General features: G+C 59.7%; 22 protein-coding genes. 5 read left to right on the plus strand and 17 right to left on the minus strand.

Translation table 11 applies throughout. The annotated features are described in order from the left end of the window. Positions 1-51 precede the first annotated feature (51 nt). Entirely contained in the window at positions 52-561 is a 510-nt protein-coding gene (locus IEY47_RS00425) for an RNA polymerase sigma factor (protein WP_229779142.1), read from the plus strand. Next, on the plus strand, positions 561-1,151 hold the full coding sequence (locus tag IEY47_RS00430; RefSeq protein ID WP_188981179.1) for a GNAT family N-acetyltransferase: 591 nt from the start codon (positions 561-563) through the stop codon (positions 1,149-1,151). The genes IEY47_RS00425 and IEY47_RS00430 overlap by 1 nt, the downstream gene beginning before the upstream one ends. A 46-nt stretch (positions 1,152-1,197) precedes the next feature. On the opposite strand, the gene rssC is transcribed toward IEY47_RS00430, so the two are convergent. Both rssC and rssB read right to left on the minus strand, forming a co-directional pair. Beyond that, on the minus strand, positions 1,198-1,680 hold the full coding sequence (gene rssC, locus IEY47_RS00435) for an anti-sigma factor antagonist RssC (RefSeq protein ID WP_188981180.1): 483 nt from the start codon (positions 1,678-1,680) through the stop codon (positions 1,198-1,200). Beyond that, a complete protein-coding gene (gene rssB, locus IEY47_RS00440; RefSeq protein ID WP_188981181.1) occupies positions 1,677-2,861 on the minus strand; it encodes a two-component system response regulator RssB in 1,185 nt (394 codons plus the stop codon). The genes rssC and rssB overlap by 4 nt, the downstream gene beginning before the upstream one ends. A 260-nt stretch (positions 2,862-3,121) precedes the next feature. Here rssB and IEY47_RS00445 point away from each other — a divergent pair, with 260 nt between their 5' ends. Further along, complete coding sequence (locus IEY47_RS00445) at positions 3,122-3,421, plus strand: PilZ domain-containing protein (protein ID WP_188981182.1); 300 nt, start codon at positions 3,122-3,124, stop codon at positions 3,419-3,421. A gap of 43 nt (positions 3,422-3,464) precedes the next feature. Here the strand turns inward: IEY47_RS00445 and IEY47_RS00450 are convergent, their stop codons facing one another. The 11 genes from IEY47_RS00450 to IEY47_RS00500 all read right to left on the minus strand — a co-directional run bounded on the left by IEY47_RS00450 (position 3,465) and on the right by IEY47_RS00500 (position 17,944). Beyond that, positions 3,465-4,163 carry an MlaA family lipoprotein gene (locus tag IEY47_RS00450; protein WP_188981183.1) on the minus strand — a complete coding sequence of 233 codons (699 nt, stop codon included), beginning with the start codon at positions 4,161-4,163 and terminating at the stop codon, positions 3,465-3,467. Between the two features lie 129 nt (positions 4,164-4,292). Next, on the minus strand, positions 4,293-5,786 hold the full coding sequence (locus IEY47_RS00455; RefSeq protein ID WP_229779113.1) for a M81 family metallopeptidase: 1,494 nt from the start codon (positions 5,784-5,786) through the stop codon (positions 4,293-4,295). A gap of 260 nt (positions 5,787-6,046) precedes the next feature. Continuing rightward, positions 6,047-7,507 (minus strand): amidase, encoded by a 1,461-nt coding sequence (locus tag IEY47_RS00460; protein WP_188981184.1) that lies wholly within the window; start codon positions 7,505-7,507, stop codon positions 6,047-6,049. Next, positions 7,504-8,673 carry a M20 aminoacylase family protein gene (locus tag IEY47_RS00465; RefSeq protein ID WP_188981185.1) on the minus strand — a complete coding sequence of 390 codons (1,170 nt, stop codon included), beginning with the start codon at positions 8,671-8,673 and terminating at the stop codon, positions 7,504-7,506. The genes IEY47_RS00460 and IEY47_RS00465 overlap by 4 nt, the downstream gene beginning before the upstream one ends. Before the next feature lie 34 nt (positions 8,674-8,707). Continuing rightward, positions 8,708-10,387: an ABC transporter ATP-binding protein gene (locus tag IEY47_RS00470; protein ID WP_188981186.1), complete on the minus strand. Its 1,680-nt coding sequence runs from the start codon at positions 10,385-10,387 to the stop codon at positions 8,708-8,710. After that, entirely contained in the window at positions 10,387-11,283 is an 897-nt protein-coding gene (locus IEY47_RS00475; RefSeq protein ID WP_229779115.1) for an ABC transporter permease, read from the minus strand. The genes IEY47_RS00470 and IEY47_RS00475 overlap by 1 nt, the downstream gene beginning before the upstream one ends. Then, positions 11,283-12,224: an ABC transporter permease gene (locus tag IEY47_RS00480; RefSeq protein ID WP_188981187.1), complete on the minus strand. Its 942-nt coding sequence runs from the start codon at positions 12,222-12,224 to the stop codon at positions 11,283-11,285. The genes IEY47_RS00475 and IEY47_RS00480 overlap by 1 nt, the downstream gene beginning before the upstream one ends. Positions 12,225-12,312: 88 nt before the next feature. Further along, complete coding sequence (locus IEY47_RS00485; protein ID WP_188981188.1) at positions 12,313-13,911, minus strand: ABC transporter substrate-binding protein; 1,599 nt, start codon at positions 13,909-13,911, stop codon at positions 12,313-12,315. Continuing rightward, a complete protein-coding gene (locus tag IEY47_RS00490; protein WP_188981189.1) occupies positions 13,908-15,317 on the minus strand; it encodes an amidase in 1,410 nt (469 codons plus the stop codon). Before IEY47_RS00490 ends, IEY47_RS00485 begins: the two co-directional genes overlap by 4 nt. A gap of 101 nt (positions 15,318-15,418) precedes the next feature. Beyond that, positions 15,419-16,339 (minus strand): LysR family transcriptional regulator, encoded by a 921-nt coding sequence (locus tag IEY47_RS00495; protein ID WP_188981190.1) that lies wholly within the window; start codon positions 16,337-16,339, stop codon positions 15,419-15,421. 15 nt (positions 16,340-16,354) lie between these two features. Next, positions 16,355-17,944, minus strand: coding sequence for an ABC transporter substrate-binding protein (locus IEY47_RS00500; protein WP_229779117.1), 1,590 nt, complete (start codon positions 17,942-17,944; stop codon positions 16,355-16,357). 445 nt (positions 17,945-18,389) lie between these two features. On the opposite strand from IEY47_RS00500, the gene IEY47_RS00505 reads away from it, so the two are divergent. Beyond that, complete coding sequence (locus tag IEY47_RS00505) at positions 18,390-18,653, plus strand: DUF4404 family protein (RefSeq protein ID WP_188981191.1); 264 nt, start codon at positions 18,390-18,392, stop codon at positions 18,651-18,653. Between the two features lie 249 nt (positions 18,654-18,902). On the opposite strand, the gene queF is transcribed toward IEY47_RS00505, so the two are convergent. The 4 genes from queF to IEY47_RS00525 form a co-directional block, all read right to left on the minus strand. Next, complete coding sequence (queF, locus tag IEY47_RS00510) at positions 18,903-19,739, minus strand: NADPH-dependent 7-cyano-7-deazaguanine reductase QueF (protein ID WP_188981192.1); 837 nt, start codon at positions 19,737-19,739, stop codon at positions 18,903-18,905. 443 nt (positions 19,740-20,182) lie between these two features. Further along, positions 20,183-20,962: an ABC transporter permease gene (locus IEY47_RS00515; RefSeq protein ID WP_188981193.1), complete on the minus strand. Its 780-nt coding sequence runs from the start codon at positions 20,960-20,962 to the stop codon at positions 20,183-20,185. Further along, a complete protein-coding gene (locus IEY47_RS00520) occupies positions 20,959-21,891 on the minus strand; it encodes an ABC transporter ATP-binding protein (protein WP_188981194.1) in 933 nt (310 codons plus the stop codon). Before IEY47_RS00520 ends, IEY47_RS00515 begins: the two co-directional genes overlap by 4 nt. Before the next feature lie 184 nt (positions 21,892-22,075). Further along, positions 22,076-22,696: a glutathione S-transferase family protein gene (locus IEY47_RS00525; RefSeq protein WP_188981195.1), complete on the minus strand. Its 621-nt coding sequence runs from the start codon at positions 22,694-22,696 to the stop codon at positions 22,076-22,078. Positions 22,697-22,915: 219 nt separating this feature from the next. Between IEY47_RS00525 and IEY47_RS00530 the strand changes: the two genes are divergently transcribed. Beyond that, on the plus strand, positions 22,916-23,326 hold the full coding sequence (locus tag IEY47_RS00530) for a PA2817 family protein (RefSeq protein WP_188981196.1): 411 nt from the start codon (positions 22,916-22,918) through the stop codon (positions 23,324-23,326). Positions 23,327-23,329: the final 3 nt, after the last annotated feature.

Below are 23,329 nucleotides of genomic sequence, written 5' to 3' on the forward strand. Positions count from 1 at the left end.
GAGGGAAACCGAGTGACAAACAAGAAGGTGAACTCCGGCGGTAACCAGCTTTTGAATAGCGGCGCAGGTGAACTGGACTTCGGCGCGAACCGAAAACTGCGCAGCTTTGTGAAGAAACGGGTGCTCAACCTCGATGACGCCGACGACATTCTGCAATTGACCTATTTGGAGGCCTGGCGGAACCGACACAAATTCGACGGTCGCGCACGGCCGGAAACGTGGCTGTGCGGCATAGCCCACAATCTGATTCGAAACCACTTTCGGCGTCACTACGCCAGGCCACCTCATAGCTCTCATGATGAGCTGGAGACGCACGAACAGCCTGTCGAACCGAGCGACCTGAGCATCCAATTCGAACGGCATCAACTTCTAGACAAGACGATAGAAGCTATCGCCGAGCTTCCACGGGATATGCGCGAAACACTTTGGACGGCTATCGAGACCGATGGCAGCTACCGCGATACCGCAGAACGCCTCGGGGTTCCGGTGGGAACCGTTCGCTCGCGACTCTCCCGTGCACGCGAGCAGCTCAAACGTAGCGTCCACGGGGAGGCCAGCTAATGAGCACACCGAAGGCGGGTGATGCGCTGCCGCGGGGTATTCGTGAATTCCGACTGGACGACCTCGATAGCATGACCGAAATCTTTAATGAGACGGCTCTTCGCGGGATGGTTTCAGCCGCGACAAGAACCGTTTCGCTGGAGGAAATGACCTTTTACATCGACTACTTCATGCGCCTGCATAATCCGGTTTATGTCCTCGAACGGCATGGTGAGGTGATCGCCTGGTTGACAGTCAGTTGCTTCAGTTGGGGCGGCCTGCAAGCCTGCCGAATTACCGGCGAGGCCAACATTTACGCGCGCGATGATGCGATCGGACGCGGTATAGGCGCGCGTATGGGCCGAGCGGCGGTGATATTGGCCGAACGGTATGGCTTCGAAACCTTGGTGGCTTGGATCGTCGAAGGCAATCACGCGAGCGATCAGGTCGTTCAGGGAATGGGGGCCGAAAAGTGGGGATACTTTCCTGGCATTGCACGGTTTCGTGGAAAACGGACAAGCGTCGCTTTGTACGGCTTGGGCCTTACACCACTGGAAATGCGGGATGCCTTTCCGCTGTACGACCGCCAAACCTCCGCCGTACTGGCTTGACGCCAACCCGTAAAAACGAAGCTATTTCACAGAGAACGGCAGAAAACTAGCAACGCTCGAGCGCGCTGACCAAGTCGCGAAAGGCTTCGCGGTTGGAATCGTTTAAACCCATGAGAATTCGGTGCGCCTCGAGCACTTTGCGGCGCACGATTTCTTCAGTCTGATCTTGCGGCGGGAGGTCTTCCAAACACTCGGGACACGGCAATGGATCACCCACAACGTTGAACACCTTATCGAAGCCCATCGACTCGAGCAAACGAGTGATATCAGGATTCGTCGTGACCACCGTTGGCAGCAAACCCACTTTCTGGCGCGAAAGGATCGACACCTTGGCCAAGAGTCCCAGGGTGGTGCTGTCGACGCTGCGCGCCTCGGTAAGGTCGATGACGATGGCGGAAAAATCCATCGACGAAAAGATCTTCTCGATCGTGGCATCCAGTGCCGAGCACAGTGTCAGACGGATTTCGCCGACGAACTTCAGGACGAAAGTCCCGCTCTGCTCCGCGTACTGGATTTTTCCGGTACTCATGCAAGGTTCCTGCTCAATACCAACAAGGCGATGTCGTCCGGCATTTCGCCCAGTGAAGTCAAACCAAAAACGCGACTCAACCCTTCCAGGCGGCCACCCGCCTCGCCTACCAGGCGGGGCAATGCGAGCTCTTTATCTTTGAGCGTATCGCCAGGCAAAAGGTCCAGAATGCCGTCCGAGAGCAACGTCAGGCTGAATGCCTCGGGCAGTTTCAACTCGTGATCCTGATAGGTGGCATCTGGAAAGATGCCCACAGGAAAACCGCCGCCCTGCAAATATTGCGCTTGCCCATCGCTATAGAGCACCGGCAATGGCAGATGCCCTCCAATACTGTAGGTCAATACCCCGCGACTCTCGTCGATCACGCCGCCGAGCATGGTGACGTGTTTGCCCAGCTTGCAATTGATGAGCCCGCGATTGATATGGCCGAGCACATCAGACGGCTTGAACTCCGGCATACTGCCCTGACGCCGGTATTCGTAAAGCAAACGGGTCGTCATGAACTTCAATAGAACGGTGACGAAGGCGGATGACGCGCCATGGCCGGAAACGTCAGCCAGGTAGAACGCGATACGGTGATCGTCGACACGGAAGTAATCGACGAAATCGCCAGAGAGATAGAGCGACGGAAGGATCTGATGCGCGAACTGCAGACCACCCTCTTGCCAAGGCGTTACAGGCAACATGTTCATTTGCACGTGCCGGCCTGCATTCTGGTCTTCCTGAAGCAGGTTGAGACTTGCCTGTAACTCGTGATTGGCCTTTTCCAGCTTTTCCCGGTACCGCTTGTTTTCCTTACGCAGCATCGAACGATCGAGCGAGCGCTTGACCGAATGCTCCAACACGGCAAGGTCTTCGAGCGGTTTGATCAGATAGTCGGACGCGCCCAGGCGTAGCGCCTCGACAGCGTCACTCATGACGCCAGCGCCGGACAGGACGATTACGGGCGTCTCGGATTCGAGGTGTGAAATGCGACGGATGAGCTCGAGCCCGTCGATCCGGGGCATCCGCAGGTCGCAAATCACCAGATCAGGCAAGCATTCCTCGAAGACCTGTAACCCTTGCATGCCATTGCTGGCTTGCAACACGTTGAAACCACTGTCTTCCAGGTAATCCGCGATGCTCGCACGCACCACGTCGTCGTCGTCGATTATCAGCAGCGTAGCGCTAGGGGTAGGCATGTAGTTTCCAGGCAAGCGGCGTCACTCGTGGCGACCGCAGCATCAGACAGATTGCCAAAAGCGCCGTACGGGTTCGCTTCAGGCGCAGACGGTACTCCCATCCGTGAGGCGATTCAAGCATGCTCCGATACGCGCAGCGTGCCTTTACACCGCCAAGATCCGAAGGTTATAACCCAGAGGACTTCCTGCCGCTTTGCTCGAATAACAAACGAATAAAACGGCCAATTTTCACAGCGGCTATCTCATAAGAGGCATTAACGATGAGCCAGAGCGATCGTTCATTCAGTGAGAAAAGAGATTTCATCCGTATGCGGCTCGATACGAACGTGACGCTGCGGTATCTGGATCAAGAAATCGTAGCCAAATGTATCGACCTCTCCAGCACGGGGATGCAACTGGAAGCCGATTCGACACTGCAGGTTGGCGACCGTGTTCAGGTTCTGATCAGCTCCTCCCACGCGGAGCTCAAGAGCCTTGAAGCCGATGCAGAGGTCATTCGCGTCTCTGCGCTTGCTGATGGCAAACAGGCCGTCGGGCTATCTATCCTGTCGATGAGTTGACCGAAGCCGATCCGGAGGCGCGGAGCCTCCGGATCGCACCCGATTAGAAGTCGTCCTCGACTTCCCCATCGTTGACGCGGAATTCGCGGTTTTGCAGATAGGCATTGCGAACGAAGATGTACTTGTCCCCCGTCACCATCCGCTCCGCCTGCAACAAGCCTGCACGCGTATCCACCACACCGAGTCCCCAAAGCGTATTACGTACCGGCACATCGTCGACGTAGGGATAGACGCTCACATAGCTATCCGGCACCCGACCAACCGCGTCGCGGACCGAGCTTGGACCGAAGAACGGCAATACGACATACGGACCGCTCCCCAGCCCCCACTTGCCAAGCGTCTGGCCAAAATCTTCGTCACTGCGTTGCAAACCCATGCGAGTTGCGACGTCGAACACGCCCAGTACCCCGAACGTGCTATTGAAGATGAAGCGACTGGTATCGACGCCAGCATCATGAAATTTGGCCTGCAGCACGTTGTTCAGCAAGTTACGCACTTCACCCAGGTTGCCGAAAAAGTTGCTGACACCATCTTCAACGAACTGCGGCGTCACCTTCTGGTAACCCTGCGCGATTGGCTTTAGTGCGTAGGTATCAAGCGTATCGTTGAAGGTAAAGATCGGCCGGTTGACGGATTCCCAGGGATCTTCATCCGCTGCGATAGCCAGGGTCGGCAACAGTACGAGACCTGCGCTCATGCAAAAGCGTGTCAGGCGAGCAAACCACGGGGCGCCAGTGCGCATAGATGAATCTCCTTGAATCGATGCAGGCGGCCTCCAGCGTCGAGGCTGGGGCAAACTGGGCGAGTTTAACCTCTGCGCCCAGGCAATTGACCATGCCAAGCTGCGATTTACCCTCCTGCATTCATCAATTCATTGCGCCGCTTGAAACACCGGCCCCATCGGTTTCATGCGAATACCGGGCGCTAACCGCGTCCAGGGTAGATCAGCCGGGTCCGCTAGCATCGGCCCAGGCGCCTTGGCCACGAGAACGGCTTCGGCGATGGGCTGGAAATCTGCACGGAAGTGGACCGAACTCTTATTCACCAGAATCTTCATCCGCTCCGGCTCCACGCCGGCGATTCGGTACAGATTGCGATCCAGCATCTGCGCTTTGGTCGAGCTGACCACGATTCGCACGCCACCGATGCGCAAACACGCCACCGGGCCGAGTTCGTTCGTCATGCCATTCATCATCGGGCCGTCGTAGCGACACATGCCATCAGATAGATATTCGACTTCGAAAGTCCCTTCGAGCGGGCTGTCACCTGCCACGCCGGAATCGCCGGCCAACGCCAGCGTCAGCGTCGCACCGATACCGGCCGCATGCGCCTTCGCTGCTGCCGAGGGATCGAAAATCAGCCCGATCGCCGCGTCCTGCGCCTTGTTGGCCAGCAGCGCCTTGAGCATGCCCATGGTGTTGGAATCACCGCCAGCGCCAGGATTGTCCTGCGTGTCAGCGATGACCACTGGCCTCCGCGCACTGGCACTGACCTCGATTGCGCTCCGGACCGCCTCGTCCGGAGACAGAAACGGCACTTCCCACAAGGCTTCCTCGGCAAGCATGCGTTCGTACAACTGCTCGACCGAGTCGACAATCACCGACTCGTCATTGCCGTAGCCCCAGATTACCGGGCCGCACTCCGGAAAATCCGCTGCCGGGAAGCCAGGCGCGAAGGACAACGAAAGCTCCTGCTTCGTCTCGAACATCTCCATGCCAGCGTAGAAGCTGCACGCGGGCTCCAGCAGCGTACACATGCCATTGATGGGAATGAGGAACGGCAGGCGGCGAGATGCGCAGTGCAGCGTCTCGCCAGCGAACAGCCGCTCCAGCAGTCCTGCCGCCCGTGTGCCCGTTTCCGCCATGTCGACATGCGGATACGTCCGATAGGCCACCAGCGCGCTGGCGTTCGTCAGCATGTCATGGGTCACGTTTGCGTGCAGGTCCAGCGAAACCACGACGGGCATCTCGTTGCCGACAATTTCACGCAAACGCCGAAGCAGCGTGCCCTCCCCGTCGTCCGTATGTTCGGCGACCATCGCCCCGTGCAGGTCGAGATAGATCGCATCGAACGTTTCCGCACACGCAGCCTCCAGAATCTCGTTGGCGATACGCTCGTAGGCCGTTTCGGTGACGTGCGCCGACGGACTGGCGCCAGCCCAGATCACCGGTATCAGAGAATGACCCGCAGCTTCGGCAGCCTGGATGAACCCACCCGCCGGAATGTTCACGTCCCGCAATGCCAGCAACGCCTCGCCTCGCACCATTGCAGGGAAGCCCTCACCGCGCTCGAAGTTGGGATAGTCGGCCTTCGAAGGGGCGAAGGTGTTGGTTTCGTGCTGGAAACCTGCGATCAGGATGTTCACCGATACCTCCTATAGCAATAAGCGGTTGTTCTGGATGGAATAAAAATCAAGGTGGCTTTTAGGGCGGAACACCGTCGCGCGGCTAACTCGGTCTATTGTAGGAGCGGGCTTGCCCGCGAATGCGATGGCAAAGCCAGCTAAGCTCTAGCGGCTGAAATTGCTTTCGCGGGCAAGCGGATCGCCGCCCCGCCAGCGCCTACAAAAGATTGCGTCTGCCGCAAGCCAGCTACGCTTCCCAAAAAGCGTCGTATCGACCCTTATTAACCGAGCCAACCCGGTCGGCGTTGCCGAAACCCACCCACTTCCCTTTCGTACGCCGCCGCGACTGCCAGCACCTCACGGTCGGCACGCGGTGGGCCGATGATGGAAATGCCCATGGGCAAACCGGCCGCATTGAAGCCCACGGGCACGCTGATGACTGGCAAGCCCGCGAGGCTCGCGCCGATCACGCCTTCCATCCAGCGGTGATAGGTGTCCATACGCCGACCGCCGACGACCTTGGGCCAGTGCTCGTGTCTGTCGAACGGAAACACCTGCGCGCTCGGCAGCAGCAGAAAATCGAACTGTTCGAACAGGCGACACATCGCGCGGTACCACTGGCTACGTACCACCGAAGCCTGTTGTACGTCACGCACGCTCAGCGAAAGCCCCTGCTCCACTTCCCATTGCAGCTCAGGTTTCATCAGCGCACGCTTGTTTGGATCGTCGAAGGCGGCGCCTTGTACGCCGGATACCGCGAACTGGCGCAAGTGACACCAACAGGTCCAAAGCGAGGCCATGTCGAAACGCACCGTAGCCCCTGTGACGCTGCCGCCCAACTGTTCGAACGCAGGAAACGATGACTCGCAAAGCGCCATGACACCGGGGTCCATCGGCAGATAGCCGTCGTAGTCGCCCAACCAGCCGAATCGGGGCGCGTTAACTGGCGCCAGGTCAATAAAGCTCGAACCATCACCGTCCAGTGACAACGGCGCACGCAGGTCACGACCGGCCTGGATGGCAAGCAAATGAGCCACATCCGCCACCGTGCGCCCCATGGGCCCTTCGGTACTCAACTGGTTGAAAAATAGATCCGGCGCATGCCCTGCTGGTACGCGCCCTTGCGAAGGCCGAAAACCGACGACGGCATTGAATGCAGCCGGGTTACGCAACGACCCCATCATGTCGCTGCCATCCGCAACCGGCAGCATATCCAGTGCCAACGCTGCGGCCGCCCCACCGCTAGAGCCCCCCGCGGTTTTCGAGGGATCGAAGGCACACCCGGTCGCGCCGAAGATCGGGTTGTAGCTCTGCGAGCCCAGGCCGAACTCCGGCACATTGGTCTTGCCGATGACAATCGCACCCGCTGCCTTCATCCGCTCCACGACGATAGCGTCCTGGTCCGGCACGAAATCAGCGAACAGCGGAGAACCAAAGGTCGTGCGGATACCGCGTGTCAGCGCCAAGTCCTTCACCGCCAGAGGAAAGCCATGCATCCAGCCATGGTCGACGCCACTCGCCAGCTCGGCGTCCCGCACACGCGCCTGCTCCAGCAAGGACGCTTCGGGCTGTAAGGACACGATGGCGTTAACGACCGGATTCAGGCGCTCGATACGGCGCAGATACGCCTGCATCACCTCGACACAGGACAGGTCGCGCTGGTGGATCAACCGAGACAGCGAAACGGCGTCCAGCGCGGTCAAGGCATCGCCGTCATCTGGACGCTCGGTGGATGTCTTCATGCGCGTGGCGCCAGCCGGCGCTCGACGATACGTGCGAACAGGCTCGCGCCCAGCGGCAGGATTTCATCTCCCAGCACGAACGCCGGGTTGTGCAACGGCACGTTGCCGCTGTGGCCAACGCGGCAATAGGCGCCCGGCACCTGCTTGAGCATGTCTGCGAAGTCCTCACTACCGGTAACCGGTTTCACCGTCGTGTTGACCTTGGCATCACCGACGATCTCACGCGCCACCGCTTCCAGTTCACGGGCAGGCCCTTCGGCGTTATCCAGCACGGTGAAGATGTCGCGAATGTCGATGTCGATCTGCACGTCGAAGGTCGCTGCAACACCGGCGACCACAGCCTGCATCCGCTCACGCATCTGTGTGCGGACGGCATCGGAGAACATACGCACAGTGCCGGCCAGCGTGGCCGTTTGCGGGATCACGTTGTAGGCCGAGCCCGCATGCACCTGTGTGATGGAGAGCACCGCCGGCTCGAACGGGTTGACGTTGCGGCTGACAATGCTTTGCAACGCCTGGATCAACGCCCCGCAGACAATGACGGGATCACGGGAATGGTGCGGCGCAGCACCATGGCTGCCTCGCCCTTTGACGGTGATATCGAAGAAATCCGCACCGGCCATCGCAGCGCCAGGGAAGATGGCCACCTCACCTTCGGCATGCTGAGGTGAGTTGTGCATTCCGTAGATCTCATCCATCGGGAAACGCTCGAACAGCCCTTCCGCAATCATCCGGCGCGCGCCGCCCAGCCCCTCTTCAGCGGGTTGAAAAACCAGCACCGCCGTACCAGCGAAGTTACGCGTTTCTGCCAGATAGCGCGCAGCGCCGAGCAGGATTGTGGTGTGCCCGTCATGGCCGCAACCATGAAAGCGCCCTGGATTACGTGACGTAAACGACAGACCAGTGCCCTCATCCATAGGTAACGCATCCATGTCTGCGCGCAAACCGACACGACCACCCGGCCCAAGCGATCCATGAACCAGGCCGACGACGCCTGTACCACCAATCCCCGTATGCACCTCGTCGACGCCGTACTCGCCCAACAGCCGTGCGACGAGGCTCGCTGTACGCGTCTCCTCGAAGCCGATCTCCGGATGCGCATGGATGTCATGACGAATGGTGCAGAGCTCTTCGAAGTAACTGTCGATCAAGGCCAGGTTGGTCATCGGTTCGTTCCTGTCGTTATTAGTCGATCTGTCGTTAAGCTTGGGCGCGAACCAAAGGCGCACGCGCAGTGAAATCCCAGTGCCGCCCCGGTGCGGCATCCATCAATGAACGGGTGTATTCCGCCTCGGGATTTGCCAGCACCCTATCGGCCGGTCCGTACTCAACGAGCTTGCCGCGCTGCATTACCAGTACGTCGTCGCAAATCTGCGCGGCGACCCTCAGGTCGTGGGTGATGAACAGCACAGCGACACCGAGACGGGCCTGAATGTCATCGAGCAGTTGCAACACCTGCGCTTGTACCGAGACGTCCAGGGCAGACACGGCCTCATCGGCAACGATGACTTCCGGCTCCATCATCAATGCCCGGGCAATGGCGATACGCTGGCGTTGCCCACCTGAAAACTGGTGCGGATAGCGTTCGATGGCGTCCGGCGGTAGCCCGACCAGTTCCAGCATTTCCCGCCCTTTCGCCAGGGAGGCATCGCGTTCGGCACCGAAATTCATCGGGCCTTCGATGAGGCTGTCGCCAATGGTCCGCCGCGGATTAAGAGAACGGTTCGGGTCCTGGAAAATCATCTGGATGCGTTTACGATGGGGCTTGAGCATGGCGCGGGACAGCTCGGAGATTTCCTTGCCGTTGACCCGGATGGTCCCACCGCTGGGTGCTTCCAAGCGCATGACGCAGCGCGCGAGCGTCGATTTGCCCGAGCCGGACTCGCCTACGATCCCAAGCGTACGCCCACTCTTGAGCCGAAAACTCACGCCATCCACCGCCCGCGTGCCTTGCGTGCGAGCGGTCAATTTGGCCAGCAGTCCGCCACCGGCTTGGAAGACCTTGTGCAGATCATGTACGTCCAGCACCACTTTCGGGCTCGTCTCCGCCCTTGCTGCACGTGGCACGAGGCTTGGCACCGCGTTCAGCAATGCCTGCGTGTAAGGCTCACGAGGCGCGCCCAAGACCTGCTCGACAGGCCCCGTTTCCACCACATGGCCCCTTTTCATCACGCAGACGCGGTCGGCGATGTCCACCACCACACCCATGTCATGGGTAATGAACAGAACCGCCGTACCGTGTTTCTCCTGCAACTCCTTAATGAGCGACAGGATCTGTTTCTGCGTGGTGACGTCCAGCGCCGTGGTGGGTTCATCGGCAATCAGCAGCCGGGGTTCGAGTATCAGCGCCATGGCGATCATCACTCGCTGCCGCTGCCCGCCAGATAACTGATGAGGGAAGCTCGAATACATCCGCTCGACGTCCGGCAGGTGCACCTGCTCGAACGCCTCCAGCACCTTGCGATGGCGATCGCGGGACGACAGATCGGTATGTGTCGCAAGAACCTCATCCAGCTGGCGCCCAACGGACAGCACTGGATTCAGCGCAGTCATCGGCTCCTGGAAGATCATCGCCATACGCTTCGCCCGCATATCCCGCAGCGTCGCTTGCGAGGCCTGCATCAGTTCGTCGCTATCCAGCCGAATGCGTCCGGAACGCGCGATCAATGCGCCCTTCGGCAGCAGCCCCATTACCGCCAGCGAGGTAACGGACTTTCCCGAACCGGACTCGCCGACGAGACACAACGTCTCGCCCGGATAGATTTCGAAGGAAATGCCCTTGAGGATCGGATCGGAGGCCGAAGCATCGGTACCCACGACAAGATCGTCGACGACCAATACCGGCTGATCGCCCTGGCGAATCGGTGAGACGGTGTTCATCAGGCATTCCTCCGCTTCATCTTGGGATCCAGCGCATCACGGGCGCTATCGCCCAGCAGGTTGATCGACAGAATGCAGGCGGACAGCAGCAGGCCCGCCCAGAAGATCAGTGACGGCTTGAGCTGAAAGTACACACGCCCTTCGGCCATGATGTTGCCCCACGACGGCGTTTCGGTACCGATGCCCGCGCCGAGGAACGACAGGATCGCTTCCGTCAGGATTGCCGAGGCGCAGATGTAGGTGCCCTGCACGATCAGCGGCGCGATGGTGCTCGGCATCAGGTGCCGGCGCATGAGGGTGAAAGTCGACGTGCCCATCAACATAGCGGCTTCGACATAAGGCTCTTCGCGGGCGGACAGCACCTTCGAGCGAACCAGGCGCACCACCTGCGGAATCTCCGGCACAGTGATCGCGATCATCACGGTCCAGAGGCTCGCGCTGGTCAGCGACACGATGGCGATCGCCAGCAGGATGCCAGGTATTGCCATCAGGCCATCCATGACCCGCATGAGCACCGCGTCTACGCCTCGGAAATAGCCAGCCAACAAGCCCAGCGGCAAACCGATGGCAATGCTCATGACCACGACACCGACACCGACGATGAGAGAGACCCGCGCGCCATAGACGATCCGTGACCACAGGTCACGACCGAAGGCATCGGTGCCGAGCCAATACTCGGGGCTCATGGGCTTGAGGCGATTCGCCGGGGACAACGCAAGTGGATCGTGGTTGGCCAGCCAGGGCGCCAGAACCGCAATGGCCGTGATAACCAACAGTACGATCCCAGCCAGGATCGTCACGGCTTTGGGTCGCTGTTTGAATACGCTCGACATCAAACGGTTCATAGCGCCACCGCTAGGTACGACGGCCTTTGCCGTCAGGGTCTGAGTAGTCATCAGTAACGGATCCTCGGGTCGGTCAGCGCGTACGACAGGTCGATCAACAGGTTGATGAGCACGTAGAACCCGGCCGTGAGCAGGATCAGGCCCTGAATCACCGGATAGTCACGCGCCAGAACCGCATCGACAATGAGGCGGCCCAGTCCAGGAATGTTGAAGACACTCTCGGTGACCACCACGCCGGAAACCATCAACGCGAACCCAGTACCGATCACCGTGATGATGGGAACCGCCGCATTGCGCAGTGCATGGCGGAACAGCACCAGACGCTCGGCAAGCCCCTTGGCTCGAGCGGTACGGATGTAATCCTCATCCAGCACCTCGAGCATGCTGGCGCGGGTCATGCGAGCAATGAGCGCGATGTAGATCGAAGACAAGGTCAGCGCCGGCAGGACGATGCGCTGGGCGAAGGGCCCGACGCCGTCGAACAGACTGCGAAAGCCCTGCACCGGCAACCAGCGCAACTCGATGGCGAAGATCTGGATCAGCACGTAGCCGATCACGAACACCGGTACCGAGAAGCCGACGACCGAAGAAGACATCACGAAGTTGTCGAGAAAGCTGCCGTGGCGCCAGGCCGCGATCACGCCCAGCGGCACCGCGATCAGCACCGTAAAGATGATCGCCACGATCGCCAGGGAAATCGTCGGTTCGAGACGTTGGTTCACCATCGTCAGCACGTTCGTCTGCGAAATCAGCGAAGTGCCGAAATCACCTCGAAGGAGCTGGCTGAGCCAGACGAAGAACTGCTCGTAGATCGGCCGATCGAGCCCGAGGGCGGTACGAATACGCGCCAGTTGGTCGGGCGTCGCCATGTCACCGGCAATGATCGCCGCGGGGTCCCCCGGTGAAAGCCGCAACAACAGGAACACGAACAGGGCGACCACGAACATCACCGGTATGGCGGCGAGTACGCGCCGGACGAAATAACTGAGCATGGCGTCTCCTCGGTTTATGAATACAGCTTGGGTCCGCAGAGTGGGCCAAAGCGGATTACCGCAGGGCCTACCCAACGATCCAATCCCGTCAAGGCGCCCGCTTGCTCACGCCCCAGAACTCCGGCACCTGTGCCGGTCGAACGCCGTCCAATCCCGCACTCCAGGCGCTGACCAGACGGAACTGCCCCAATGGCACGTAACTCACCGTGTCCATGGCATGCTCATGAATGCGCCTTGCAATCTCACGCTGTGCTGCCGGGTCCGTGGCAGCGGCATATTCGGCACGCATCGCATCAATCTCGGCGTCGGTCGGCCAGCCGAACCAGGCCTTCTCACGTCCCCCACCGTTCAGCATCGGGTTGACGATCGGGTTCCAGACCTCCTGCACGATCCAGTTGGTAATGAAGAAATTCCAACCGCCCTTGTCCACCGGACCTTGATTCGCTCGCCGCGCGACGATGGACTGCCAGTCCATCGGCAAAAGCTGCACGTTGAACCCCGCCTTGCGCAACTGCTCGGCCACGACCACCGGCTGCGCCGTGAGAACCGGAACATCGGTTGCCTGCAGCAGCGTCACCGGTGTGCCGTCATAGCCTGCAGCATCGAGCATCGCCTTGGCCTTTGCCTGGTCACCGGAAGCCATGACGTCGTCCTTGCCCTCACCCTCCGCAAGGGCTGTGCCACACCCGTACATCTCACTGCAGGTTTGGTAGTAATCAGGGTTACCCACCATGGCCGCGAGCACGTCGGCCTGGCCGATCGCAGTCAGCGCTGCGCGCCGGATGGCGGGGTTGTCGAAGGGCGGCAGCAGGAAATTCATCCGTCCCATGGTTTGGTAGCCGAGGGCATTCAATGCCTGATGACGAATCTCTTCATTGCCCTCCAGCAGCGGCAAAAGATCGGTCGGCACCTGCTCGAAGAAATCGATATCGCCCGATAGCAGTGCATTCATCGCGGTCTGTGCATCGGACATGGCCACGAATTCGACGCGGTCGACGAGTACCTGCTTGCCTCCCCCCGTACCGCTTGGCGCCTCTTTACGCGGCACATAGTCGGCGAACTTCGCATAGACGGCCTTCACGCCCGGCTGGAACTCATCCGCGACGAAACGGAACGGGCCCGAACCGACCATCTCGCTGAGCGCCGTATCCGGGGCGGTCGATGCCAGGCGCGCCGGCATCATGAACGCCGCGATACCGGACGGCTTGGCGATCATTTCCAGCACGTGGCCGAACGGCTTGGCCAGCGTGAGCTCGATCGTGCGTGCGTCCGCGGCGGTAAGGCTCTTGGTGTTGTCCATGAGCATCTGCCCGCCAGCGTCGCGAGCGGCCCAGCGCTTGAGAGACGCCACGCAATCCGCCGCCGTTACGGGCGTACCGTCATGCCACTTGAGTCCTTCGCGGAGTGTGAAGCGATAGATCAGGCCATCATTGCTGACCGTCCAATCCGCCATCTGCGGGGCCGGCTTGTCGTTGATATCCATGCCCAGCAAGGTGTCGAACACCATGTAGGCATGATTACGTGTGACATGGGACGTCGTGATAACGGGATCGAGCATACGCAGTGGCGAGTCCATCACCGCGCGGATGGTCTCCTGCGCGCTCGCTACGAACGAAGCACTGCCGAGGGCGAACGCCACGGCACCACACGCCGCCCAGCGCCTGATAGAACGGACTTCGATCGTCATGCCGCCTGTCCTTCTTTAGCCCGCAGAACCGGCATGCGCCGCTCCACTTCACCGAACAGTTCGAATGCCCGCCCAAGGCCCAACACTTCGAGGTCGTTGAAACGAGGCCCGACGATTTGCAGGCCAATCGGCATTCCGTCATGGCTCCAGCCAGCATTGATTGAAAGGCCCGGCTGCTCGCCCATGTTCCATGGCACGGTATAGGCGATGTGTTCGAAGTTCTTTCTCGGATCGCCCAGCGGCGAGTGCGCTTCCGCCGGAAATGCCACGATTGGCGTTGTCGGCGACAGCACCGCATCCACACGATCGAACACCGCTTCGGTGACCGCGCGCATCGCCAGCGTCTGCTCGAAACCTCGCACGACAGTAACGCCATCGATCTCGGCACCGCCACGCGCCCACTCCAGAACGTAGGGCAACGTGCGCTCGCGCTGTTCGGGCGAAAGCCGCAGCATCTGGCTCCATTGCCGCGCCTGCCAGAACTGGTCGAGCCCATCGAGCATCTCCCGCGTCAGTACGGGCTCGATCTCGACGATAGTGGCGCCCTGCGCTTCGAAGCATTTGGCTGCGCGCTCTACCGCGGCGCGGATTTCATCATCCAGAGGCATGCCGCAGCCCGCAGACATCATCAGTCCAATCCGCAGCCCCTTTACCGAGGTTGGCAGATTCAACCAGTCGATATTTGATGGCGGTAGACGCGTTGCATCGCGTCGATCGGTTTTCGCCAACTCCGCCATCATTAACGCGGCATCCGTCACGCTACGGGTCATCGGGCCGGCGCAGCGTCCCACGTAGTACGGGTTGATTGGGATGCGCCCCAGCGTCGGCTTGAAGCCTACGATGCCGCACCAGGCGGCAGGCAACCTGATCGACCCACCGATATCCGTACCAACGTGCAGCGGGCTGAAACCCGCCGCGGCGGCGGCACCCGCCCCCGAACTGGAACCGCCGGGGTTACAGGCCGGGTGCCATGGATTGCGCGTGGTGCCATGAAAGCTGGAGACGCCGGACGACAACATGCCGAAATCTGGGCAAGTGGTCTTGGCAAAAATGAGTGCACCGGACTCTCGCATGCGGGCCGCTGCTGGCGCATCCACGGTCGCATCGATCAAAGGGTTCGCCAGCGTTCCGGATGGGACCGGCAGCCCCGGCGTGGCGATCAGCTCCTTCACGGTAACGGGGATACCATCGAGTGCGCCCATCGGCTGCCCTTTTGCCCAGCGTTCGGTAGACGCAGCCGCTTCAGCGCGCATGGCCTCCGGCGTATAACCGTAAAGCGCGTTGATGTGCGGCTCCCAGCAGGCGACCTGAGCTTCGATCGCCTCGAGATATTCGAGGGGCGACAGGGAACGCTGGCGAAACAACTCGAGTACTTCCGTGGCATCGAGCGCGGCGAGATCGTGCATGGCGTGGTCCTCGTTCGTGAATGGGCGGCGTCCCCGGTCTGATCCGACGACGCCCCCAGTCTAGGCGGGCGTTTCCCGTGAACAGGAGTTCAATTTCGGCCTCAGCCTGCACACATAAGGGCTACACCCTCCTCCTCCCGGAATGCCTGTTCGAAGCGGTCGAGCGTTGCCTGCACGGCAGCGTTAGGCTGAGCACGAGCGCTCGTGCAGAGGTCCAGCGTGACGTTGCGCAGGGCGGGTTCTTCGATCGCCAGCGCCTTGAACTCGCCACTCGCGCACTCGTGCTCTACTGCGAGGCGCGGCAACACCAAGGCGGCTGCTCGCGCCCGGAGCAGCGATTTCTGCATCTCGATGGAAGGCGTGACATAGGCCGGGCGCAATAAGGTGCCACGCGCTTCGGCCAGGCGATTGAGCGTGCGCCTTACCCCATATCCGGTATCCGGAAGCGCCAGGGGCAACCCCAGCAATGCTTCGAAGCGAACCGATTCGAAACGCGCCAACGGATGTTCGGCGCCGACGATGAGGTACTGATCGAGCTGCCCGACACGCGTGCGCACGATGCCCTCTTCCTCCGGGATGAAGAACGCAACGCCAATGTCGCAGGACTGCTCGCGAACGGACTGCACAATTGCTGGCGCACTGGCGATGGTCACGCTGAAGCGTAATCGCGGATGATCACGCCCCAGCTCAGCCAGTACCGGCGCCACCAAACCGGCCGCAAGTCCCTCGCTCACGTGCAACGAGACGTGCCCTGCCCCCAACTCGCGCAAGTCGGTGATGCGATCACGCAGGTCATGCAGCTCACCCAGCGTCCGCTCGGCCTGCGCGGCGAGCAATTCACCCGCCGGCGTCAAACGCACGCCCTTCGGGCTACGCTCGATCAGCGAGGCGCCGAGATCGTATTCCAACTGTGCAATCTGGCGACTCAGCGCCGTGGGTGCGACGTGGAGACGCTCCGCCGCCTGACGAATCGAACGGCAGCGTGCGACCGCATCGAAATACTTCAATGATCTTAGTTGCATACGTTTCCCCTCGGATCACTGCTTGGCGATGTTCCAGAACACCGGGACCGGCGACGAAATCACGCCGTCGAGCTGCTTGTTCCAAGCTGAGACCATCTGGTACTCGCCCAGGGGGACGTAGCTGACCTCTTTGAGCGCATGGGCCTGAATTTCGCTGGCGATGCGCTTGCGGTCTTCGTCGTTGTTCGCAGCAGCGAACTGGCCACGCATCTCGTCCATTTTCGGATCGCTCTGCCAGCCGAAGAAACCGCCTTCCTTGCCATGCCCGTTCAACATCGGATTGACGATGGGGTTCCACACCTCGGGGATGATCCAGTTGGTGAAGAACATATTCCAACCGCCTTGCGCCGATGGTTGCTGACTGGCACGGCGGGTAACTACCGTCTGCCAGTCCATGGGTTGCAGTTGCACGTTGAAGCCCGCTTTGCGCAGCGCTTCGGCGGCCACGACAGGCTGGGTAGATACACTGGCCACATCGGTAGGTTGCAGAATGACCACCGGGGTATTGTCGTAGCCTGCTTCCTTGAGTAGCGCCTTGGCCTTTTCGAGATCGCCCGTGGCCTTGAAACCCTCTGTACCCGCATCACTGCCCAAGGGTGAACGGCAACCGTAGAACGAACCGCACTCGCGGTAGAAACGGGGGTCGCCCACGCGCGCGGCCAGGATGTCAGCCTGATTGATGGCGACCAGAGCAGCCTGACGAATCTTCACGTTGTCGAACGGCGGATAGAGGAAGTTCATCCGCCCCATGGTCTGGTTACCCAATGGGTTGAGGTCCGCCGTGGCGATGTCCTCGTTGCTTTCCACCAATGGCATGAGGTCCTGCGGGACCTGTTCCATGAAATCCAGATCGCCAGAATTCAAGGCATTCAGGGCCGTCTGTGCGTCCGGCATGTTGATCCATTCGACTCGATCGACCTTCACCACCTTGCCGCCCGCCGTCCAGCTGGCCTTTTCCTTACGCGGGATGTAGTCCGCAAATTTTTCGTAGACGACCTTGTTGCCGGGGTCGAACTCGTTCGCTACGAAGCGGAACGGGCCCGAGCCGATCTGTTCCTTGATGGGTTGATCCGGCGCTGTGTCGGCGAGGCGTTTCGGCATCATGAACGCCGGAACGGAAGACGGTTTGGCCAGCAGTTCAAGCACGTAGCCGAACGGTGTAGCCAACGTCATCGTGATGGTTTTTGCGTCCGTGGCGACGAGACTTTTGACATGCGTCATCATCATCTGGCCACCAGAATCACGCTTGCCCCAGCGGTTGAGCGAAGCAATGCAATCTTCCGCAGTAACCAGTTGCCCGTCGTGCCACTTCAGGCCATCACGAAGAGTGAAGGTGTAGGTCATGCCGTCGTCACTGACCTTCCAGTCCGCCATCTGCGGCTGTGGCTTGAACGCTTCGTCCATGCCCAAAAGCGTGTCGAAGATCATGAAACCGTGGTCACGCGTGATATGGGCGGTAGTAAGGATTGGGTCGAGCACCCGCAACCCGGAATGCATCATTGCGTGGATCGTCTGCGCGGACACAGGCGCACTTGCGGCAAGCACACTCAGACCCAATGCCACCGATACTGCTGTACGACGAAAAACTACCTTCATTTCACCCATGGATGGCTACCCCGATTGTCGTTGGTCGATCTTGGGCGGGAGATGCAAGAGCATCTCCGCGGCGAAACGTACCGCTGGCGCGGGGCCTGAGCGGTTCAGCGACTGCAATCGATCGGCATGCGATCGGCAGTTACGCTGGAGGTAGACGTACTGCAACCCGAGTCCGGGAAACGCCTTTCCTTGGGGCACGGCCTGAACCGTGCGGCGAGCATCTTGTGACCAGAGCAATAACCTTGCCGCTTTCCGGAAAAGCACGTTAGAGCGGCGGATGACGGTGCCTGCGGTTTACGAGGAATGAGTGCAAATGTGCTCTGCATCACAACCCTGCACCAAAATCTTGCGCGCTGACTCACCCATGCCCGCGAGCGAACAGGATGTAACCGGACAGACCTTTCCTGCATCGGCAAGGTCGAAGCAACAAGCTCAAAGAAAGGAAGGAATGGCCATGGCCGAAGATCTGCACCAGCAGTTACAGGCGCTTCGGGATCACCTCGACAGCAACCCGCCGATTACCGAAGAAGAGCGCGAAGAGCTCAACAATCTCATTGCGGATGTGGAACTGAAGATGAGTGCCGAGAACGCGGGCCTGAGCGACCCAAGCCTGATCGATGGCGTAAAACTCGCCGTCGAACGCTTCGAAGTCGCGCACCCGACGACCGCCGGCACCTTGCGCAACATCATGCAGAGCCTGGCGAATATGGGGATCTGAGCCCGGATCGGACGGGCCTCCGCGAGCAAACTCCTCTGTGGGAGCGGGCGGGGCGGCCATCCGCCATGCCCGCGATTGTGGTTAGGTTGTCTGGACGATCGATTCGCGGGCATGGCCCGCTCCCACAGTACTTGCCCCGCCCCCTATAGCAATTTTGACATTGTCCATCTTGGGGCTACTGATGAACCGGCCACCCATTGAAACGTAGGGTGGAAAACGGCGCAGCCTTTTCCACCTTCACGAGCCGCCCTACTGACGAACCAGACGCCCATTAGCCGGCCAGTTTTGCTCCGTTGTGCGATAGGGATTGATGTCCAAACCGCCACGTCGAACGTAACGCGCATACACCGTAAGCCGCTCAGGCGAGAGTAAACGCTGAAGGTCGAGAAATATCCGTTCGACACACTGCTCATGAAAATCCGCATGGCGACGGAAGCTCACCACGTACGCCAGCAACGCTTCACGATCCAGCTTTGGTCCCTTGTATTCGATGAACAGGCTGCCCCAATCCGGCTGACCGGTTACCGGACAGTTCGAGCGCAGCAGATGACTATGCAGCGACTCTTCCACTGCTTCGTCCGCAGTGCACTTCAATAGCTCGGCCTGGGGGTGGTCGTAGTTGTCGATGCGTATGTCCAGATCATCGATGCAGTCACCTGCCAGACGCACCACGCCTTCCGCCTCGACCTCACCCAGCCTGCGAACCCGAACGTGGACCGGCGCGCCCGCCGCTGACGAGAGATCTCTCGTCATCACACCTTCCAGCGCTTCGGTACTTTCGAAAACCGTCTGGTTCAGCGAATTCAGGTAAAGCTTGAACGACTTGGACTCGATGATATTCGGCGAATCGGCCGGAATCGTGAACTCGCCAATAGCCACTCGCGGCTTGCCCGACGGTTCCAGCCAGGACAGCTCGTAGCAGGTCCAGTAGTCCACGCCCTGATAGGGCAATGCCTGCGGGTCAAGCCCAAGCTCCACCCACTTCGTGAGGCGTGAGATCGGAAACAGCAGCTCAGGGCTGTATTGATCGAGGTATTCAGTGGATTTGCCAAGCAGGGAATGCTCGGCGGGGTGATGGGAAGACATGATCGAATCCGGTGAAGCGAATAGATGCGCAGTATACCTGCGGACAGCGAAGAGGCTCGCTGAAAGCCTGCCGGGTGGATCTGTAGGGCGGGTGAAACCCGCGTGGAGTCCGTATTGTTGAAAGAGAAAACAGCAAAGCCGCGGGTTTTACCCGCCCTACGAAACTGTCAGGCGGATCCTGTTGTAACACCCCTACTCGTTTCACAGGTAATGCACTAACGAGTGGCACATCCGCTTTTCTGTAGGAGCCAGCCGGGCTGCGTTCAGCTTGCTGGCGATGCTTTTAAAGAGCGGATCGCCAGCAAGCTGGCTCCTACAGATGAGCTCACCGGGTACATCGATATATCAGCGGCATCACAAACGCCACCGGTAGCCCCCATCAGGGGACAGAATGGAATCGTAGTTTCGAGGGTTAAGCGATATGGATGTCGCAAGAGCGGCAATCACTGCCTCATTCCCCTCCCGCTCACCAACAACCTCACGCAAACCACATACAAAACAACCGTCGCCACGAGCATGAAACTGATCGCCACACCAATATGAATGTCGGAGACACCGAGAATCCCGTACCGGAACGAATTCACCATATGCAGGATCGGGTTGGCCAACGAAACCGTCTGCCAGAACGGCGGCAGCAAGTGGATCGAATAGAACACCCCGCCCAGATACGTCAGTGGCGTCAGCACGAAGGTCGGCACAATCGAAATGTCGTCGAAGTTACGCGCAAATACGGCATTGATGAATCCACCCATGGCGAAGATCGTGGCCGTCAATAGCACCACGAGAATCGTCACACCCAGGTGATGAACCTGCAAATGAGTGAAGAAGAACGACAGCACAGTCACGATGAATCCAACCGCCAGCCCACGCAGCACGCCTCCAGCCACATAGCCGATCAAGATCGTATGCGGCGATACGGGCGAAACCAGTAGCTCTTCGATATTGCGCTGGAACTTGCTGCCGAAGAAGCTGGAAACGACATTGCTATAGGAGTTCGTGATGACCGACATCATGATGAGGCCGGGCACGATGTACTCCATGTAGGTGAAACCACCCATTTCGCCGATCCGCTGGCCAATCAGATTTCCGAAGATCACGAAGTACAGCACCATCGTGATGGCTGGCGGCAGCAGCGTCTGTGGCCAGATCCGGGTAAAACGCCGCACCTCGCGTTTGACGATGGTTTCTAGTGCTACGAGATTGGACTTCAGCTCTTCGCTCATACCGCCACCTTGGACAGATTCTTCTCTACTAACGACACGAACAGCTCTTCCAGCCGATTACTCTTGTTGCGCAGGCTGCTTACTTCGATTCCTTGTGAAGCCAACTGCGCAAACAGGTCGGTGATGCCGAGGCTCTTATCGACTAGAACCTCTAGGGTATGGTGGTCGACGAGCTGCGCCGGATAGCCTTCAAGCTGCGGCGGCACCAGGAGCGACTCCTTCAAATCGAGCAGGAAGGTCTCCACGTGCAACTGCTTGAGCAGCGATTTCATGCTCGTGTTCTCGACGATCGTTCCGTGGTCGATGATTCCGATGTTTCGGCAAAGCTGTTCGGCTTCCTCGAGGTAATGCGTCGTCAGGATGATAGTGATGCCTTGCTTGTTGAGCTCGGAAAGGAAACTCCACATTGACCGGCGCAGTTCGATATCCACGCCCGCAGTAGGCTCATCGAGAATCAAGAGACGCGGCTCGTGGACAAGCGCGCGAGCAATCATCAAGCGTCGCTTCATGCCACCGGACAGTTCTCGCGAGGCGGCGTCGCGCTTGTCCCATAGCCCGAGCTGGTTGAGATAACGCTCTGCCCGCTCAGCAGCTACACGACGGGATATCCCGTAATAGCCGGCCTGAGTGACGACGATGTCGAAGACTTTCTCGAATTGATTGAAATTGAATTCCTGGGGAACGACTCCCAGACAACGCTTTAGCCCAGCGGGGTCGCGGTCCAGATCGTTGCCGAACACATTGACGGTTCCGGAAGACTTGTTCACCAGCGTTGAGAGAATGCCGATGGTGGTCGATTTTCCGGCTCCGTTGGGACCTAACAGGGCGAAAAAGTCACCCTCCTTAACGTCTAGGTCTATGCCTTTCAGTGCTTGAAAGCCGTTTCCGTAGGTTTTGGTCAGCTCCCGGATGGTCAGGGCAGAACTCATATGAAAGAGGCTCTTACTTGAAATGAAGGAGACGCAAGCTCAGACAATACGGCTTCGAAAAGCGCAGCGCCGGCCCTCGAGTTGGCGAGCCGCCGCGCGTGCAACTTGCGGAGTTGAGACGTTAGATAGGGGCGTTGAGTCGGAAATACAACGCCCTAGGGAAATACATCGTTACATGCGTCAATCAGGTCAGCTCCGTCATCACCGCTAGGCGATAAGCATCACGTTCACGCAACGCGTCGTACCAGCGACGTAGATTCAGCAGATCCGGCCGTACGATCGGCATCTCGAACCAGGCATAGGCGAGCGCGCCGAGTGGAATGTCGCCGATTCCCAGTGTGTCCCCGGAGAGGTAAGGACGCTCGGCCAACGCCGCATCCGCAATGGCAAGCACTTCACTGCATTGCTCGATACCGCGCTTGATTGCCGCGTTGTCACGTTCGCTCGGCGGCGTTCTTATCAGCCCCAAAAAAACGGGCGTGAATGTTGGCACCAACGTGCTCGTGGTCCAATCCATCCAGCGATCCGCGAGGGCCCTCTCAGCCGGCAGCTCGGGGCTAAGCTCGCCGGGCGAATAGCGCGCGGCCAGGTAGCGCACAATGGCATTCGACTCCCATAGCACCAGGTCGCCGTCCTCGATCACCGGCACGCGTCCGTTCGGGTTCATCGCAAGGTATCCCGGCTCGTTTACACGACCGAAGACGCCACCGGCATCGATCCGCTCGTAGGGCAGGCCAATCTCTTCGGCACACCAAAGCACCTTGCGCACGTTGTTCGAGTTCTTGCGTCCCCATATCTTCAACATGATTCCGCCTCCTGTAAAAAGCGACAGCATAGCGCCAAGCAAACGCTACAGTGCGGGGCAGACCGTCGAATGGAAGGAACGCTTGGAACCCGAGACAGCCGAAACATAAACGCCGCTTGCTGATTGCGTCCGTCATGAGCGCTGGGTGAGCGGTGTGGCATGTTAACGATCACGGTACCGGCGCCTTATACTGCCGGGCCCCAACCGTATAGGCATCCCATGGTCAGCAAGAACTATTTCGATCACAACCTCGCCCTCCTCGCCCATCTGCGCGGTCTGCTCGTTGCGCTCGGCGAGCGCGAACAAATTCCGGACGAAAGCCATGCGGCGTTCGTTCAGCGCCTGGATGAGCTGATCATCGCCCTGCCGGACATTCCTGAGGACCGTCACCTTGGCCAGGATATGATCTGTCAGGTCTTCCATCGCTACCCACAGGTTGCCCACCAGGTTCCGCGTGACCTGCTGTGGTTCTTCGGCGGAGATTGCCTGCATTACATGCCGGACGAAGAGATTTCGATCTACCAGCAACTGGACGAGCGTCGCCACGAGGCAGAAGCCCAGGGGCAGCCGTTCGACTGGAATCAGGAGCGCCAGCTACTGGAGTTGCCGGAGACCAGTAGCCGGCATTGATGC

The sequence above is a fragment of the Pseudomonas matsuisoli genome, assembly GCF_014647635.1.
GTDB classification, from domain to species: domain Bacteria; phylum Pseudomonadota; class Gammaproteobacteria; order Pseudomonadales; family Pseudomonadaceae; genus Pseudomonas_P; species Pseudomonas_P matsuisoli.

Coding starts and splice junctions, on each gene's coding strand:
- IEY47_RS00505 (WP_188981191.1), top strand. CDS start 18,390: ATGGCCGAAGATCTGCACCAGCAGTTACAGGCGCTTCGGGATCACCTC.
- IEY47_RS00495 (WP_188981190.1), bottom strand. CDS start 16,339: ATGCAACTAAGATCATTGAAGTATTTCGATGCGGTCGCACGCTGCCGT.
- IEY47_RS00490 (WP_188981189.1), bottom strand. CDS start 15,317: ATGCACGATCTCGCCGCGCTCGATGCCACGGAAGTACTCGAGTTGTTT.
- IEY47_RS00515 (WP_188981193.1), bottom strand. CDS start 20,962: ATGAGCGAAGAGCTGAAGTCCAATCTCGTAGCACTAGAAACCATCGTC.
- IEY47_RS00525 (WP_188981195.1), bottom strand. CDS start 22,696: ATGTTGAAGATATGGGGACGCAAGAACTCGAACAACGTGCGCAAGGTG.
- IEY47_RS00450 (WP_188981183.1), bottom strand. CDS start 4,163: ATGCGCACTGGCGCCCCGTGGTTTGCTCGCCTGACACGCTTTTGCATG.
- IEY47_RS00465 (WP_188981185.1), bottom strand. CDS start 8,673: ATGACCAACCTGGCCTTGATCGACAGTTACTTCGAAGAGCTCTGCACC.
- IEY47_RS00475 (WP_229779115.1), bottom strand. CDS start 11,283: ATGACTACTCAGACCCTGACGGCAAAGGCCGTCGTACCTAGCGGTGGC.
- IEY47_RS00530 (WP_188981196.1), top strand. CDS start 22,916: ATGGTCAGCAAGAACTATTTCGATCACAACCTCGCCCTCCTCGCCCAT.
- rssB (WP_188981181.1), bottom strand. CDS start 2,861: ATGCCTACCCCTAGCGCTACGCTGCTGATAATCGACGACGACGACGTG.
- IEY47_RS00470 (WP_188981186.1), bottom strand. CDS start 10,387: ATGAACACCGTCTCACCGATTCGCCAGGGCGATCAGCCGGTATTGGTC.
- queF (WP_188981192.1), bottom strand. CDS start 19,739: ATGTCTTCCCATCACCCCGCCGAGCATTCCCTGCTTGGCAAATCCACT.
- IEY47_RS00485 (WP_188981188.1), bottom strand. CDS start 13,911: ATGACGATCGAAGTCCGTTCTATCAGGCGCTGGGCGGCGTGTGGTGCC.
- IEY47_RS00430 (WP_188981179.1), top strand. CDS start 561: ATGAGCACACCGAAGGCGGGTGATGCGCTGCCGCGGGGTATTCGTGAA.
- IEY47_RS00460 (WP_188981184.1), bottom strand. CDS start 7,507: ATGAAGACATCCACCGAGCGTCCAGATGACGGCGATGCCTTGACCGCG.
- rssC (WP_188981180.1), bottom strand. CDS start 1,680: ATGAGTACCGGAAAAATCCAGTACGCGGAGCAGAGCGGGACTTTCGTC.
- IEY47_RS00480 (WP_188981187.1), bottom strand. CDS start 12,224: ATGCTCAGTTATTTCGTCCGGCGCGTACTCGCCGCCATACCGGTGATG.
- IEY47_RS00520 (WP_188981194.1), bottom strand. CDS start 21,891: ATGAGTTCTGCCCTGACCATCCGGGAGCTGACCAAAACCTACGGAAAC.
- IEY47_RS00445 (WP_188981182.1), top strand. CDS start 3,122: ATGAGCCAGAGCGATCGTTCATTCAGTGAGAAAAGAGATTTCATCCGT.
- IEY47_RS00500 (WP_229779117.1), bottom strand. CDS start 17,944: ATGGGTGAAATGAAGGTAGTTTTTCGTCGTACAGCAGTATCGGTGGCA.